At 71.5% G+C, this 15,575-nt stretch carries 15 protein-coding genes; 5 read left to right on the forward strand and 10 right to left on the reverse strand.

Translation table 11 applies throughout. The annotated features are described in order from the left end of the window. Positions 1–1,468, reverse strand: a 1,468-nt coding sequence (locus tag LADH09A_RS08530) for an ATP-dependent DNA helicase (protein WP_238644332.1), incomplete at its 3' end; no start/stop codon positions are given. 102 nt (positions 1,469–1,570) lie between these two features. Between LADH09A_RS08530 and LADH09A_RS08535 the strand changes: the two genes are divergently transcribed. Further along, positions 1,571–2,077 (forward strand): DUF402 domain-containing protein, encoded by a 507-nt coding sequence (locus LADH09A_RS08535; protein ID WP_238644333.1) that lies wholly within the window; start codon positions 1,571–1,573, stop codon positions 2,075–2,077. 24 nt (positions 2,078–2,101) lie between these two features. Here LADH09A_RS08535 and sigJ read toward each other — a convergent pair whose 3' ends face one another. Then, positions 2,102–3,064, reverse strand: a complete 963-nt coding sequence (gene sigJ, locus LADH09A_RS08540; RefSeq protein WP_238644334.1) for an RNA polymerase sigma factor SigJ — start codon at positions 3,062–3,064, stop codon at positions 2,102–2,104. Between the two features lie 135 nt (positions 3,065–3,199). Here sigJ and LADH09A_RS08545 point away from each other — a divergent pair, with 135 nt between their 5' ends. From LADH09A_RS08545 to LADH09A_RS08555, 3 genes are all read left to right on the forward strand, one after another. Beyond that, positions 3,200–4,141 carry a PPK2 family polyphosphate kinase gene (locus tag LADH09A_RS08545; protein ID WP_238644335.1) on the forward strand — a complete coding sequence of 314 codons (942 nt, stop codon included), beginning with the start codon at positions 3,200–3,202 and terminating at the stop codon, positions 4,139–4,141. A 128-nt stretch (positions 4,142–4,269) separates the two neighbouring features. Continuing rightward, positions 4,270–4,896 (forward strand): DUF47 domain-containing protein, encoded by a 627-nt coding sequence (locus LADH09A_RS08550; protein ID WP_053655020.1) that lies wholly within the window; start codon positions 4,270–4,272, stop codon positions 4,894–4,896. Between the two features lie 4 nt (positions 4,897–4,900). Continuing rightward, positions 4,901–5,908, forward strand: coding sequence for an inorganic phosphate transporter (locus tag LADH09A_RS08555; RefSeq protein WP_238644336.1), 1,008 nt, complete (start codon positions 4,901–4,903; stop codon positions 5,906–5,908). 59 nt (positions 5,909–5,967) lie between these two features. Here LADH09A_RS08555 and LADH09A_RS08560 read toward each other — a convergent pair whose 3' ends face one another. After that, positions 5,968–6,936 (reverse strand): Gfo/Idh/MocA family protein, encoded by a 969-nt coding sequence (locus LADH09A_RS08560; RefSeq protein ID WP_238644337.1) that lies wholly within the window; start codon positions 6,934–6,936, stop codon positions 5,968–5,970. 201 nt (positions 6,937–7,137) lie between these two features. Between LADH09A_RS08560 and LADH09A_RS08565 the strand changes: the two genes are divergently transcribed. Continuing rightward, positions 7,138–7,971, forward strand: a complete 834-nt coding sequence (locus LADH09A_RS08565) for an NUDIX hydrolase (RefSeq protein ID WP_238644338.1) — start codon at positions 7,138–7,140, stop codon at positions 7,969–7,971. A gap of 200 nt (positions 7,972–8,171) precedes the next feature. Here the strand turns inward: LADH09A_RS08565 and pstB are convergent, their stop codons facing one another. From pstB to LADH09A_RS08600, 7 genes are all read right to left on the reverse strand, one after another. Next, positions 8,172–8,948, reverse strand: coding sequence for a phosphate ABC transporter ATP-binding protein PstB (pstB, locus tag LADH09A_RS08570; RefSeq protein ID WP_238644459.1), 777 nt, complete (start codon positions 8,946–8,948; stop codon positions 8,172–8,174). Between the two features lie 17 nt (positions 8,949–8,965). Next, complete coding sequence (gene pstA / locus LADH09A_RS08575) at positions 8,966–10,054, reverse strand: phosphate ABC transporter permease PstA (RefSeq protein ID WP_238644339.1); 1,089 nt, start codon at positions 10,052–10,054, stop codon at positions 8,966–8,968. Next, on the reverse strand, positions 10,051–11,142 hold the full coding sequence (pstC, locus tag LADH09A_RS08580; RefSeq protein ID WP_238644340.1) for a phosphate ABC transporter permease subunit PstC: 1,092 nt from the start codon (positions 11,140–11,142) through the stop codon (positions 10,051–10,053). The genes pstA and pstC overlap by 4 nt, the downstream gene beginning before the upstream one ends. A 38-nt stretch (positions 11,143–11,180) precedes the next feature. Then, positions 11,181–12,287 (reverse strand): phosphate ABC transporter substrate-binding protein PstS, encoded by a 1,107-nt coding sequence (pstS, locus tag LADH09A_RS08585; RefSeq protein WP_238644341.1) that lies wholly within the window; start codon positions 12,285–12,287, stop codon positions 11,181–11,183. Positions 12,288–12,677: 390 nt separating this feature from the next. Then, positions 12,678–13,604: a mycothiol synthase gene (gene mshD / locus LADH09A_RS08590; RefSeq protein WP_238644342.1), complete on the reverse strand. Its 927-nt coding sequence runs from the start codon at positions 13,602–13,604 to the stop codon at positions 12,678–12,680. A 178-nt stretch (positions 13,605–13,782) separates the two neighbouring features. Next, the gene (locus tag LADH09A_RS08595) at positions 13,783–14,613 is read right to left on the reverse strand and encodes a polysaccharide deacetylase family protein (protein ID WP_238644343.1); all 831 of its coding nucleotides are present in this window, start codon (positions 14,611–14,613) and stop codon (positions 13,783–13,785) included. Positions 14,614–14,803: 190 nt separating this feature from the next. Then, on the reverse strand, positions 14,804–15,523 hold the full coding sequence (locus LADH09A_RS08600; RefSeq protein ID WP_181518701.1) for a winged helix-turn-helix transcriptional regulator: 720 nt from the start codon (positions 15,521–15,523) through the stop codon (positions 14,804–14,806). Between the last annotated feature and the right edge of the window lie 52 nt (positions 15,524–15,575).

The following is a 15,575-nucleotide window of genomic DNA, read 5'->3' on the forward strand; positions in this document are numbered from 1 at the left end:
CGGCGGCCGGGCGGCCCGGGCCGGTGCGGGCGGCCAGTGCTGCCGCGGCGGGGGTCGGCGGGGCGGGGGGCGGCGCGTCCAGCCCGAGGGCTCGGGCCACGGTGTCGAACCGGCCGCCCAGCGCCAGGGTCGCCGAGGTGGCGACGACGGTGCGTTCGTCGTACAGGTGGGTGGCGAGGGTGCCGGCCACCGACAGTGGCGCGACCACCAGTGCCCGGCGGGTGCCGCTGTCGTTCTTCTCCACCCAGGCCACGTCGTGGTCGCCCTCCTCCAGCAGCCGCTGCGCGGTGGTGGAGAGCTCGTCCAGTGCGGCCTTGGCCTGCTGCTTGCGGACCGGGTCGGGGTCGTCGGACTTGACGTCGCCGATCGCGTCCAGGGCGGAGCGGGTCGCCGCGTCGAGCAGCGTGCACGCCTCCCGAAGAGGCGTCGGCAGCCCGGCGGTGAGCCGCCCGGCCGGCGCCTCGGCCAGCCCGACCGCCAGGGCGTCACCGGCGGCGGTGAGGGCGTCGGCGGTCTCCGGCCGCAGCAGGGTACGGGCCCGTCGGGTGGTGCGGTCGATCAGCTCGGGCACCAGCTCCGCCTGGGCCGCGGAGGAGACCCGGTCGGCCAGCTCGTGCGCCTCGTCGACGATGAGCAGTTTGTGCGGCGGCACGATGTGCCGGTCGGCGAGCATGTCGACCGCGAGCAGACTGTGGTTGGTCACCACGATGTCGGCCTCGCGGGCACGGGCTCGGGACGCCTCGGCGAAGCACTCCTGGCCGAACGGGCAGCGGGTCGCGCCGACGCACTCACGGGCCGGCATGGACACCAGTCGCCAGGCCTGGTCGTCGACGCCTGGGTCCAGTTCGTCGCGGTCGCCGGTGGCGGTCTTCTCGGCCCAGCCGCGGAGCCGCTCGATCTGCTTGCCCAGCCGGCCCGCCTCGCCGAGCCACTTCGTCCCGCCGCCGGGGCGGGCCGCCGGGGCGTCGAAGAGAGTGTCCTCCGGCTCCTCCTCGGTGGAGTTGTCCAGTCGGGCGAGGCAGAGGTAGTGGTGGCGACCCTTGAGCACCGCGAAGGTGGGCCGGCGCCCCAGCACCGGCTCGACCGCGTCGGCGAGCCGGGGCAGGTCGTGGTCGACCAGCTGGGACTGCAACGCCAGGGTGGCGGTGGAGACCACCACCGGGCCGTCCACGGTGAGCGCCGGCGCGAGGTAGGCCAGCGACTTGCCGGTGCCGGTGCCGGCCTGCACGAGCAGATGCTCGCCGCCGGCAACGCACTCCTCGATTGCCGTGGTCATCTGTAGCTGGCCGGGTCGTTCCGCGCCGCCGGGCACCGCGCCGACCGCCGCCGCCAACAGCTCGGTGCCACTGGGCCGGGCACCGCGCCGACGGCCCTTGGCGCGGGCCGACGGGGTGGCGGAACCGGTGGCGGTGCGGGGCGGAGTCACCGTGCGACGGTACCCGTCGCCGCCGACACCGGCTGCGCCCATCCGCCGCGTGGCGAGGTGCGGGCACGGCCGGTCGGTCCGGCCGGTGTCGTCCGGTTACCGCCGCGCTACGACGCGTGGGCAGTATCGGTTAGGGTGCGAATCATGCCGAGCGACATGGTCCGAGTGATCTACCGCAAGTACGACGGCAGCGCCCACCGCGACTACCCGGCCCGTCGGCTCACCGAGGACGACCTCGGCATCTGGCTCGGCGTGCCCGAGGGCACCGCGTCGGTCTACCACGGCCGGCCATCGGTGGAGAAGATCCCGTTCGTGCTGCTGGTGCCACATCGCGCCTGGTGGACGGCCATGTTCAACCCGCCGCCCCGCACCAGCGAGGTCTACTGCGACATCGCCACCCCGGCCCGCTGGGAGTCCGACGACGTCGTGCACATCGTCGACCTGGACCTGGACGTCGTCCGGCGGCGGGCCACCGGCCTGGTGGAGCTGCTCGACGAGGACGAGTTCGCCGAGCACCGGGCCCGGTTCGGTTACCCGGACGACGTGGTGGCCGAGGCCGAAGCCGCGGCCCAGCGGCTGTTCGGGGCCCTCGGCGACGGCACCGAGCCGTTCGCCACCGCGTACCGCAAGTGGTTGGCCCTGGTGGTCTGAGGCCGCACGCCCGGTCGGGCCGGCTCACCAGCGCGGTGGCCAGGTGTCGTCGTCGCCCAACGGCGCCAGGTCGGTCAGCTTCTCGGGGTTGAGCTGGTTGTAGATGGCGGTGATCTGCCCCTGGTCCACGGCGAACGCGGTGACCAGGCGGATCGGCCGCCCGTCGCTGTGCACCGTCTCCATCTGGAGGCCGAGCACTCCGTCGACCAGCACCGGCCGGGACCGCACGCGGTTGGCGTAGCGGCCGGCACGGCCGAACAGGCCGAGCGTGAAGCGAGCCACCGCCGCCGCGCCGAGCACCGGCTGCCGGGCCGCGGGGAAGTGCCCGCCGGAGTCGCCGACGAAGACCACGTCCGGCGCGAGCACGCGGAGCAGTTGGTCCAGCTCGCCGGACTCGGTGGCGGCGACGAACGCTTCGAGCACCCGGCGCTGCTCGGCCAGGTCGGCGGTGTGCCGGGGGACGTCCGACGAGGTGATCGCCCGCCGTGCGCGGGAGGCGAGCTGTCGGGCGGCCACCTCGGTGGTGCCGAGCGTGTCGGCGACCCGGGCGAACGGCACCGCGAAGACGTCGTGCAGCACGAGGGCGACCCGTTGCTCCGGTGCGAGCCGTTCCAGCACCACCAGTAACGCCGCACCGACCTGGTCGGTGCGGACGGCCCGCTCGGCCGGGTCCGCCGCGTACGCGTCCGAGGACGGGCCGCCCAACGGGCTCACCACCGGTTCCGGCAGCCACTGCCCGGGGTACGCCTCCCGACGGACCCGGGCCGAGCGGAGGACGTCCAGGCAGATCCGGGCGCAGGTGGTGGTCAGCCAGGCGGACAGTTCACGGATCTCGGCGCGGGCCGTCGGGTCGGCGAGCGCCCCGGCGTAACGCAGCCAGGTCTCCTGCACCGCGTCCTCCGCCTCGCTGCGGCTGCCCAGCATCCGGTGGGCCACCACGAGCAGGCGGCCCCGTTCGGCCTCGAACTCCGTTGCCAGGTCCCGCACGACCCACCACCCTCCCCGGTCAGCACCGTCCTGGCTCACATCCTCCCGTCGACTGCGCGCGCTGGCAGCCCCGGTCGCCACCCGAGAGGTGGCCCTCGGCGGGCGGATGGCCTGCGGGTGGGCGATGATCCGTGGATGAGCGCACCCCAGCAAGGGCAGATCGTGGCACCGGTCGGCGGCTCCGTGCGGGAGTTGCTGCGGGTTGCCGCGCCGGTGGACCTCGGCGCGATCGACCCCCGTTCCACGCCCGGCCTGCCGGCGACGGTCGGTCGCGGTGAGCGTCGTAAGGCCTGGGCGCGAGAGCAGGTGGAGCTGGTCGGCGGTGAGCTGGGCCGGCAGCAGGAGATGCTCTTCGCGATGGCCAAGACCGGGTCGGAGCGGCCCGCGCACCGGGTGTTGATGGTGCTCCAGGCGATGGACTGCGGTGGCAAGGACGGCACGATCAAGCGGGTGGCCGGTGCGATGAACCCGCTGGGTCTGCACATCCGCTCGTTCGGGCCGCCGACCCGGCAGGAGTTGCGGCACGACTTCCTCTGGCGGATCCGGCGGGAGCTGCCGCCGCCGGGGTACGTGGGGATGTTCAACCGCTCGCACTACGAGGACGTGCTGATCGCCCGGGTCGGCGCGTTGGTGCCGGAGGCGACCTGGCGGGCCCGCTACGACGCGATCAACTCGTTCGAACGGGAGCTGGTCGAGGGGGGAATGACCGTGCTCAAGGTGATGCTGCACATCTCGTACGAGGAGCAGGGCAACCGTCTGCTGGAACGCCTCACCGACCCGCGCAAGCACTGGAAGTACAACCCCTCCGACATCGACTCCCGGGGGCACTGGGACGACTACCAGGCCGCGTACGCCGAGGCCCTGAGCCGGTGCGCGACGGACGTCGCGCCCTGGTACGTGGTGCCGGCGGACCGCAAGTGGTACCGGGACTGGGCGGTGGCCCACCTGCTGCGTGAGACGTTCGACACCCTTGATCTGGGGTATCCGGCTGCCGATTTCGACGTGGACAAGGAGCGGGAACGGTTGCTTGCTGGGGGACCGGGTGCGGGTGGGACGGCCGAGATGAACAGCAGGTGAACGAGCGGTGAATGACGCCTGGCCAGGGGTGGGCCGGCGAATTCGCGGTTCTGACGTTTCCTAGCATTCACCGAGCGGACGTTCTCTGGGCGCCGCCACCCTTCCACCGACGCGACGAGGTCTGTGCTGTGAAGTTTTCCTTCCGCCCCACCGAGGGCGCCTTCTACGAGCTCTTCACCAGGGCCGCGCAGAACCTGGTCCGGGGCACCGCGCTGCTCAACGAGCTGGCCCTGCCCGGTGTCGACGTGCAGTCCGTGAGCGAGCGGCTGACCGAGGTCGAGCACGACAGCGACCAGATCACCCACGACCTGTACAAGAAGATCAACTCGACCTTCATCACGCCGTTCGACCGGGAGGACATCTACCGGCTCGGCTCCCTGCTCGACGACGTGATGGACCACCTCGAGGCCGTCGGTGACCTGCTCTACCTGTACGGGCTGACCGAGCTGCCGGCGCTTCCCCGTGAGCTGCACGAGATGGTGAACGTGCTCGACCAGCAGGCCAAGCTGACCGCCGACGCGATGCCCCGGCTGAAGTCGATGAAGGATCTCGAGGACTACTGGATCGAGTGCAACCGGCTGGAGAACGAGGGCGACCGGATCAACCGGCAGCTGCTCGTCCGTCTCTTCTCCGGCGAGTACGACGCCTTGACGGTGCTGAAGATGAAGGAGGTCGCCGACGAGCTGGAGGCCGCCTGCGACGCCTTCGAGCACGTGGCGAACACCGTCGAGACCATCGCCGTCAAGGAGTCCTGAGCCGGTGTCCCCTGAACTCATCGCCGTGCTGGCGGTGATCGCGGTGGCCCTGGCGTTCGACTACACCAACGGCTTCCACGACGCTGCCAACGCGATCGCCACAAGCGTCTCCACCCGGGCGCTGACACCCCGGATCGCCCTCGGGCTCGCCGCGGTCGGCAACTTCGTCGGCGCCCACTTCGGCGCCGGGGTCGCCAAGACCGTCGGCGACAACCTGGTCACCCTCCCCACCGGGGTGAGCAGCCTCGGGGTGGTCTTCGCGGGGGTGCTCGGCGCGATCGCCTGGAACCTCATCACCTGGTACTTCGGTCTGCCGTCGTCGTCCTCGCACGCGCTCTTCGGCGGTCTGGTCGGCGCGACCCTGCTGTCCACCGGCGGCATCGTGCAGTGGGTCAACATCGGCGAGAAGGTGCTGCTGCCGATGGTGCTGTCGCCGATCGTCGGCCTCACCCTCGGGTACCTGCTGATGCTGGCCATTCTCTGGCTGTTCCGGAAGGGGCAGCCGGGCAAGCTCAACCGGGGCTTCCGCTGGGCGCAGACCGCCTCGGCCGCCGCCATGTCGGTCGGCCACGGCATGCAGGACGCCGCCAAGACCATGGGCATCGTGGTCCTGGCGCTCTACACCGGCGGTTTCCAGGAGAGCAAGACGCACATCCCGGGGTGGGTGTTCTGGACCTCGGCGACGATGCTGGCTCTCGGCACGTACGCCGGTGGCTGGCGGATCATCCGGACCCTCGGTCGCAAGATCATCGACCTGGGGCCGCCGGAGGGCTTCGCCGCCGAGACGGTCGCCAGCGCGGTGCTCTACTTCAACGCCCTGGTGCTGAAGGCCCCGATCTCCACCACCCACACGATCACCTCGGCGATCATGGGCGTCGGCGCGACCAAGCGACTCTCCGCGGTCCGCTGGAACGTCGCCGGCAACATCGTGCTCGCCTGGATCATCACGTTCCCGGCCGCAGCGCTGATCGCCTGCGTCACGTACCTGCTGGTCCGGCCGCTCTTCGGCTGAGTCTTTCCCAGAAGGGCCCCCGGTCACGGTCTCACCGTGACCGGGGGCCCTTCTGCCGTTCAGACGTAACGCACGCCGATCTGCTCGCGGACCGTGTCCAGCAGCGCCATCACCTCAAGGGTCGTGGAGTGCGGCACCACCGGGCTCTCGGTCAGGCCCGCGGCCAGGCAGCGCTGCACCTCGATCGCCTCGTACTGGTAGCCGTTGCCAGCCCCGTCGGCGACGATCGTCTCCGGCTCGGCGCCAGCCCGGTGCAGGGTCACGGAAGCCGGCCGGAAGAACGGCTCCGGCAGGTCGATCCGACCCGTGGTGCCGGTGATCGAGGCGGTCTGCCCGCTCAACCCGACCATGCCGCAGCTCAGGGTTGCCAGGGCTCCGCTGTCGTAGCCGAACAACATGCCGGTGTTCTCGTCCGTCCCCTCCGGGCCGAGCTGCGCCCAGGACCGGATGTGCTCCGGCACGCCGAGCAGCAGGTGAGCCAGACTGATCGGGTAGATCCCCAGGTCGAGCAGGGCGCCGCCGCCCAGCGCCGCGTTGCGCATCCGGTGCTCCGGCGGGAACGGCCCGGCCACCCCGAAGTCGGCCCGGACGCCGGTCACCGTGCCGATCGCCCCCTCCGCGATCAGCTCGACCACCCGCAGGATCAGCGGATTCAGCCGCATCCACATGGCCTCCATCAGGAAGACCCCGGAGGCGCGGGCGGTATCCACCAGCTCGGTGCTGGTGGCCAGGTCGAGGGTGAACGGCTTCTCCAACAGCACCGCGCGACCGGCGGTCAGGCAGGTCATCGCCGCCTCGTGGTGCGCGGAGTGCGGCGTCGCCACGTAGATCGCGTCCACCTCCGGGTCGGCGGCCAGCTCCACCCAGGAGCCGTAGGCGCGCTTCGCCCCGAACGTGTCGGCGAAGCGCTGCGCGCTCTGGGCGGCACGGGAGCCGACCGCGACCAGCTCGGCGTCCGGCACCAGCCGGAGATCTTCGGCGAAACGGCTGGCGATGTGGCCGGTGGCCAGGATGCCCCAACGAGTCATGCCGGCACGCTAGCCCAGCCAGCTGAACCCCCCGCTGCCTGGCCGCCGCCCGGCTCATCCGTCGGGACCTCGGTGCGCTCCGCGCCCCACGCGCCAGGCGGCGCCGGTTGGTTTTCGCGCGCCGCGCGCCTGGCGGCGCCGGTTGGTTTTCGCGCGCCGCGCGCCAGGCGGCCCGGCTGGCGGGGGAACTAGGCTCGCGGCATGACGATCGACAGCGACGGTTTCGCCGCCCCGGCCGCCCTGGTCGAGCACGCCCGCCGGTTCCAGGCCGAGGGTGGCACCCCGGCGACGCCGCGGGTCGCGGCCACCGTGCTGCTGCTGCGTCCGACCGACGCCGACTTCGAGGTGTACGTCATCCGCCGGGTCGCCGCCATGACCTTCGGCGGGATGTACGCCTTCCCCGGCGGCGGAGTGGACCGTTCCGACTCCGAGGCACACCTGGACTGGGCGGGGCCGGCACCCACCGAGTGGGCCGGGCGGCTCGGGGTCACCCCGGACGCCGCCCAGGCGGTGGTCTGCGCCGCCGCCAGGGAGGTCTTCGAGGAGGCGGGTGTGCTGCTGGCCGGTCCGAACCCGGAGACCGTGGTGGGCGACGTCAGCAGCGACGACTGGGAGGCGGCCCGACAGGACCTGGAGGGCCGCCGGCTCGGCTTCGCGGCGCTGCTCGCCGACCGTCAGCTCACCCTTCGGTCGGACCTGCTGCTGCCCTGGAGCCGGTGGATCACGCCGGAGTTCGAGCCGCGCCGCTTCGACACGTACTTCTTCGTGGCTCTGCTGCCGGCGGGACAGCGGACCCGCGACGTCTCCGGCGAGGCCGACCACACCCTGTGGATCCGCCCGGCGGACGCGCTGGCCCGGGCCCAGGCCGGCGAGCTGACGATGCTGCCACCGACCCTGGTGACGCTGGCGCAGGTGGCGGCGGCCGGCGACCTGGCCGGGGTGGCGCGAGCGGCGGCCGAACGGGACGCGGCCACCCCGGTCACCCCGCGCCTGGACCTGCCGCCCGACGGCGAACCCCGCTTCGTCCTGAGCTGACCCCGATCCTGGCAGGCGCTGGCGCGCGGCCACCGACGCTCAACATCACGCTGGAACCATGATGTAGTGGCCTCTCCGCGCGGGGAGGCCACTACATCCTTGATCGAGCGCGATCTTGGCGCAGGCGCGAACGGCTCCGGGAACGCGGAAGGGCGCCGGTCAGGTCGACCGACGCCCTTCGCGGACCGGAGATCAGCGGCTCAGCCGAAGCGGCCGGTGATGTAGTCCTCGGTCTTCTTCACGCTCGGGTTGCTGAAGATCTTCTGGGTGTTGTCGTACTCGATCAGCCGGCCCGGGTCGCCGGTCTTCTCGATCGAGAAGAAGGCGGTCCGGTCCGACACCCGCGCGGCCTGCTGCATGTTGTGCGTCACGATGATGATCGTGAACTTGTCCTTGAGCTGGAACATCAGGTCCTCGATCGCCAGCGTGGAGATCGGGTCCAGGGCCGAGCACGGCTCGTCCATCAGGACGACCTGCGGCTCGACCGCGATGGTCCGGGCGATGCAGAGCCGCTGCTGCTGACCGCCGGAGAGGCCCGCGCCGGGCTTGCCCAGCCGGTCCTTGACCTCGTCCCACAGGTTCGCCGAGCGCAGCGCCTTCTCGGCCGCGTCCTCCAGGATCGACTTCTTGCGGACCCCGTTGAGCTTCAGCCCGGCCACCACGTTCTCGAAGATGCTCATGGTCGGGAACGGGTTCGGCCGCTGGAAGACCATGCCGATCGTGCGCCGGACCGCGGTGACGTCCACGTCCCGGTCGTAGATGTCCTGGTCGTCGATGGTCAGGCTGCCCTCGACCCGGGCACCCGGCAGCACCTCGTGCATCCGGTTGATCGACCGCAGGAACGTGGACTTGCCGCAACCGGACGGCCCGATCAGGGCGGTGACCGTCTTCGGCTCGACGGTCAGGTTGATGTTCTCGATCGCCTTGAAACCGCCGTAGTACGCGGAGACGTTCGAGGCGGAGACGCGCTTGGCCATGGTGGTACCTCCGGGGTTCATCGGCTGAGCCTGTTGCGACGGGCCAGCAGCTTCGCCGCGATCGTCAGGATGAGCACGAGGGCGACCAGGGTGAGTGCCGCGGTCCACGCCCGTGCCGGTGCGTACTTCGACGCGTCACCGGCCTGCTGGTAGACGAAGAGGGACAGCGACGACTGGTTGTTCTCGAAGGGGTTCGTGTTGATCGCGGCGCCACCGCCGGCGACCAGCAGCACCGGCGCGGTCTCGCCGGCCGCACGGGCGATGGCGAGCATGACGCCGGTGACGATGCCGGGCAGTGCCGTCGGCACCACCACCCGCAGGATGGTCTTCCACTTGGGTACGCCGAGCGCGTACGCGCCCTCGCGCAGTGGCGCCGGGACGAGGCGGAGCATCTCCTCGGTGGACCGGACGATGGTGGGCAGCATGAGCACGCTCAGCGCGAGCGCGGCGGCGAAGCCGGAGAAGCTCGGCCGGCCGTCGTTGAACCACGGCGACACGACCAGCACCCAGAACGCCAGAACGAAGAGGCCGGAGACGATCGACGGGATGCCGGTCATCACGTCCACGAAGAACCGGATCGCGAAGGCGAACTTGCCCCGGCCGTACTCGACGATGTAGATGGCGCAGAGGACGCCGAGCGGGACGGTGATCAGGGTGGCGATGCCGACCTGCTCCAGCGTGCCGACGATCGCGTGGTACGCGCCGCCGTTGGCGTCCCGGGCCCCGATGTTGTTCATCGAGGTCTGGAAGAAGTTGGCGTCGAACCGCTCGGCGCCCTTGCTGACCAGCGTCCAGACCACCGAGACGAGCGGCAGCACCGCCAGCACGAAGGCGGAGTGGATCAGCGCGCTCCAGGTGCGGTTGCGAGCCGACCGGCGCCCCTCGACCGCGTTGGCGGCGGCGAAGAGACCGGCCAGGTAGAGGATCGCGCCGAGGACGACCACGAGGACCGGGCCGCCGATGTCGGTGCCGTAGACGATCACGGCGGAGAGCGCCAGGGCTGCCACGGCGATGGCCGGGGCGGCGTACCAGGGCAGCCGCCTGGCCCGCAGCGAGGCGGGCTGGGCCGGCGGCCGGGTGCGGTGGGAGGTGGCGGTTGTGGTCATGCGGCCGACTCCGTGAACTCCCGGCGGCGGTAGATGATCGCCCGCGCCGTGATGTTGACGATCAGCGTGATGGTGAACAGCACCAGACCGGAGGCGATGAGCGCGCCCCGGCCGGTCTCGTTCGCCTCGCCGAACGCGTTGGCGATGTTGGCGGCGATGGTGTTGCCGCCGTTCTGGATCAGGTTGAACGAGATGCCGAAGGTGATGCCGAGGGTCAGCGCCAGGGCGATGGTCTCGCCGAGCGCCCGGCCGAGGCCGAGCATCACCGCGGCGATGATGCCGGGGCGGCCGTAGGGGAGCACCGCGGTGCGGAGCATCTCCCAGCGGGTGGCGCCCAGGGCGAGGGCGGCCTCCTCGTTCGCGGTCGGCGTCTGGAGGAACACCTCGCGGGAGAGCGAGGTGATGATCGGCAGCACCATGATCGCGAGTACCAGGGCACCCAGCATGATCGACTTACCGAACGGGCCGTCGCCGCCGAAGATCGGGATCCAGCCGAAGTACTCGTTCAGCCAGACGGAGAAGTCCCGGACCGGGTTGATGAAGATGTCCCGCCCCCAGAGGCCGAAGACCACGCTCGGCACGGCGGCGAGGAGGTCGACCAGGAAACCGAGAGCGGTGCCCAGCCGGCGGGGTGCGTAGTGCGAGAGGTAGAGCGCGATGCCCAGCGCCACCGGCACCGCCATGAGCAGCGCCAGCGCCGAGCTGAGCACGGTGCCGAAGGCGAGTGTGCCGATGCCGAACTTCGGCTGGGTCTCGTTGGGGGACCAGCCCTCGTAGGACCAGAAGTTCTCGGTGTTGGCGCGTAGGGCCGGCACCGCCTTGGCGATCAGGAAGATCGCGATGGCGGCGATGATGACCAGAACGGCGGTGCCGGCGGCCAGTGTGAGGCCGCGGAAGGCCCGCTCGGCGCCGAACTTGCGGCTGCGCGGCAGTGCGCCGCCGCCGCCCAGTCCGTTGCCGCCCGGGGAACGGGTGCTGACTGGTGCCTCGGCCACACGCGCCGAGGCACCGGCGGGCCACTCGTGACTCTGGGTCACGCGCGTCCCGCCGGTGCCGGCGTCGGCCGAGCGGTGAGGGGTTTCACCCATCTGCTCGCTCGATTCGGTTGCGGAGGTGGTGGGTCGGGTCAGGAGAGGTTCTTGACCGCGGTCTCGACCTTGGTGCGAACCGTCTCCGGCAGCGGGGCGTAGCCCAGGTCGGTCAGCGAGGTCTGGCCCTCGGCGCTGGCGGCGTAGCCCAGCAGGCCCTTGACCAGCTTCAACTTGTCGGCCGCGAGGCCCTTGCTGCAGACGATCTCGTACGTCGCCAGGACGATCGGGTAGGCCCCGGCCTCCTTGGTGTTGTAGTCGATCTTCAGCTTGAGGTCGTCGCCCTGGCCCTCGACAGCCGCACCGGCGATGGTCTTGCCAGCCGCCTCGGCGGTCAGCGCGGCGAACTCACCGTTGCCGTTGCCGATCTTGGACATCTTCAGGCCGGCGTTCTCGGCGAACGACCACTCCATGTAGCCGATGGAACCGTCGGCGCCCTTGACCGAGCTGGCCACGCCGTCCGAACCCTTGGCGCCGGTGCCGCCCGGGGCCTTCCAGGCCTTGGCGTTGCCCAGGGTCCAGTCGGTCTCAGCGGTCTTCGAGAGGTACTTGGTGAAGTTGTCGGTGGTGCCCGACTCGTCCGAGCGGTGGACGGTCTGGATGGTGGTCGCCGGGAGCTTGGCGTCCGGGTTGTCGGCCTTGATCGTGGCGTCGTCCCACTTGGTGACCTTGCCGGCGAAGATCTTCGCCAGGGTGGCCGGCTTGAGCTGAAGGTTGTCCACGCCGCTGACGTTGTAGGCGACGGCAACCGGGCCGATCACCATCGGCAGGTGGATGGCCTTGCCACCGACGCACTTGGCGTCGGCCTGCGGCTGCTCCTCCGGCTTGAGCGCGGAGTCGGAGCCGGCGAAGTCGGCGGTCCCGGCGATGAACGCCTGGATGCCGGCGCCCGAGCCGGTCGGCTCGTAGTTGATCGTGGTGCCCTGGCACTTCTGCTGGTACGCCTTGATCCACTCGGCCATGGCGTTCTTCTGCGCCGACGAGCCCTGGGCGTTCAGCGTTCCGGTAGCGCAGTCGACCGCGGCGGTCGAGCCCGAAGCGCTGGCGCCGGTGGCGGGCTCGTTGTTGTCCGAGCCGCATGCACTGAGGCCGAGCGTCGCGGCAAGGGCGAGGCAGGCAATAGTGCCGTACCGCTGGAGCTTCACCTGAGGGGTTTCCCTTCGCGTCTGACTTGGCGCCCCGATCCCGGGGGCCGAGGACCGGCACTGACCGGCTGACACGAAAGTTAGAAGTGCCAGGTAGCCGGTTCGCCGGTCACAAGTGAACGCAAGGTGAACACGTACGGCCCCCGAGGTGACCGCTTGCTGAGGGTGAGTTGTCCGTTAAGTGAACCGAGGCACACCTGTCGGATGTATGGGTATATTTCCGGTTCGGCGTTATGCCGCCGACGCCCGGCCGTTACCCGCCGGTGACCGGGCCAGCCCGCCGCCCCGCCAGCCCGCCGCCCCGCCCGCCAGCCGCCCGGCGGTCGTTCGCCAGCCGCCAGCCGTCCGTCGGTCGCTCTTCGGCGGTCGGCGGAACGGTCGCGGCGGCGGTCAGCCCAGGTGGTAGTTGATGTGCGCGGACCAGCGGGCGAAGCCCAGCCGTTCGTAGAGCGCCACCGCCCCGGTGTTCGACTCGTCCACGTAGAGCATCACCCGGTCCAGCCCGCGCTTGTCCCGCAGGTACGCCAGCCCGGCGGTGGTCAGTGCCCGGCCGAGCCCACCGCCGTGCGCGGTCGGCTCCACGCCCAGGACGTACACCTCGCCGATCCGGGCCGAGCCGGGCCGCTCGTGCACCTTGGTCCAGTGGAAGCCGAGCAGCCGGCCGGTCGCGGTCTCCTCGGCCAGCAGGAACCCGGCCGGGTCGAACCACGGCTCGGCAAGGCGGGCCCGCAGGTCGTCCGAGGTCCACCGGCCCTGCTCCGGGTGCTCGGCGAAGGCGCGCGCGTTGAGGTTGAGCCAGGTCGCGTCGTCCGCACCGGGTTGGAACGCGCGCAGCGCCACCCCGTCGGGCAGGCGCGGCTCGCCGAGCGGGGCGGCCAGTGGCCGACGCAACTGCCAGAGCACCCGCGCCCGGGTGAACCCGAGATCGACACCGAGGGCGGCGGCGGACGGGTGATCGCCGTGCGCCCACGCCCGCAGCGGCCCGGTGGCCGAGGCGAGCACACCCCGGGCCAGGGCGCGCCCGGTGCCCCGCCGCCGGTACGCGGGGTGCACCACCAGTTCGACTCCGATCCCACCGACGGGGTCGGTGGTGTCGAGGTGCGCGTACCCGGTCAGGGTGCCGTCGTCGGCGCGGGCGATCAGGTGCAGGGCCGGGGCGTCCGGGTCGCGCAGTCGGAGCAGGACGTGCTCGTCGAGCGGGTCCGCGCCGTCGGTGTCGCCCGCGGAGCTGGCGAGGGCCAGCACGTCGGCGATGTCCGCCGGCGCCAGTCGGTCGGTACGGGTCACCTGGTCGCTGGTCGGCTCCGCGCTGCTCATCCCGTCACCGTATCCGTTGCGTGTCGTGACGCCCGCAGCGTCGCCGACTGGGGCCTGTCTCATAAGGGCGGTCGAGCCGAGCCGGAGTCCGGGCGGCGATCCCGCAACGCCGCCGGTCGTCGTCCGGGCCCGCCGCAGGCCGGCCAGTTCTTGTGAAACAGGCCCTCAAGGCTGCGGCTCAGGTCGGGTCGGTGGGCAGGGCCTCCAGGTCGAACCGCGCGGTCAGGTCGGGCAGGATCCGGCGCAACGCGTCAACGGTGCCCTGCCGTTCGCCGCCGGCGTCGTGCAGCAGCACCACCGAGCCCGGTTCGGCCTGGCTCAGCACCGTTGCGGTGATCTTGGCGGCGCCGGGTAGGTCCCAGTCCGACGGGTCGACGGACCAGTGCAGCGGGGTCATGCCGAGCTGCCGCGCCACCGACACCACCGGGTACGTCCAGGCGCCGCCCGGTTGGCGGTACCAGACGATCGGCGCGTTCGGCACGGCCGCCCTGATCGCCTCGTTCGTGCGCAGGAGGTCGGCCCGGATCGCGTCGGCCGATCGGGCGCCCAGGCCGACGTCGTGGTGCCAGGAGTGGTTGCACAGGGTGTGGCCGTCGTGCACGATCGCCTGGACGAGGTCGGGGTGGTTCTGAGCGTTCTCGCCGACCACGCAGAACGTCGCCTTCACCTCGAACTCGCGCAGAATGGCGAGGACCTGTGGGGTGTACCGCGGGTCCGGCCCGTCGTCGAAGGTCAGCGCGAGCCGTGGGGTGCCGGTGGTGGCGTGCGCGCCGAACAGCTTGTCGCCGCCGTCGTCCCGCTCCGTCCCGTCCTGGCCGGTCTCGGTGGGGCCGTTGCTGGCGCCGGGGTTGGGGACGCCGCTGGACTCGCCGCCGCTGGGCTGGTCGGCGTAGTACGGGCCGTCGGCGTTCGTGGTGACATCGGTGGGATGCCGGGGAGTCGGGTCGACGACGAGGCTGCGGCCCAGCGCGTACGCCGAGCCGAGCAGCGCCGCCAACACCAGCGTCACGATTCCTGTTGCCCGCGCGGTCGAACTGCCCCGCGTCACGGCGTCCGCCTGGTCTGCCGGCCAGGCCGACCCGTCGCCCCCGTGGTCACTGCGCGCACCGTCGCCCCTTTCTCCGGCAAACCCGGCAGTCAGAATAGAACCGCCAAGCTGGGCAAAAAGGGCATATAGGAAAGCTGAGGAGACCTGTCGATCAGACGGGCAGGGGCGCGTGCTCCGCCTCGGGCAGTGACCGCGACGGCGGGACGACGAACTTGTAACCGACCTGGCGAACGGTGCCGATCATCGACTCGTACTCCGAGCCGAGCTTGGCGCGCAGTCGCCGGACGTGCACGTCCACCGTGCGGGTGCCGCCGAAGTAGTCGTAGCCCCAGACCTCCCGCAGGAGCTGGTCCCGGGTGAACACCCGACCCGGGTGCTGGGCCAGGAACTTCAGCAGCTCGAACTCCTTGTAGGTGAGGTCGAGAGGGCGGCCCTTGAGCTTGGCCGCGTACGTGTCGGGGTCGATGGTCAGCTCGCCCGCCCGGATCGAGCCACCGGCGCCGGCGGTCGCGTTGCTCAAGCGGCCGACCGCGAGCCGCAGCCGGGCCTCCACCTCGGCGGGGCCGGCCGAGGCGAGGATGACGTCGTCGACGCCCCAGTCGGCGTTCAGTGCGATCAGGCCGGCCTCGGTCACCACCGCGACCAGCGGCACGCCGAGCCCGGTGGCGTGCAGCATCCGGCAGGTCGCCCGGGCCTCGCTCAACTCCGACCGGGCGTCCACCATCACCGCGTCCGGGCTTGGGCCCGCGACCAGGGTGCGAACGTCACGCGGCGCGGTGCGGACCGAGTGCGGCAACAGGTCGAGTGCCGGCAGCACAGCCGACGGTTCGCCTGCGCGCGCGGTCACCAGCAGCAGGATCTCCACGATCACCTCCGTCCCGGCGGCGCTCGGCCGCACGCGACCAGACACACTCGCGAGGGAG

The sequence above is a fragment of the Micromonospora cabrerizensis genome (assembly GCF_022230955.1).
In the GTDB taxonomy this organism is placed as follows: Bacteria; Actinomycetota; Actinomycetes; order Mycobacteriales; family Micromonosporaceae; genus Micromonospora; species Micromonospora cabrerizensis.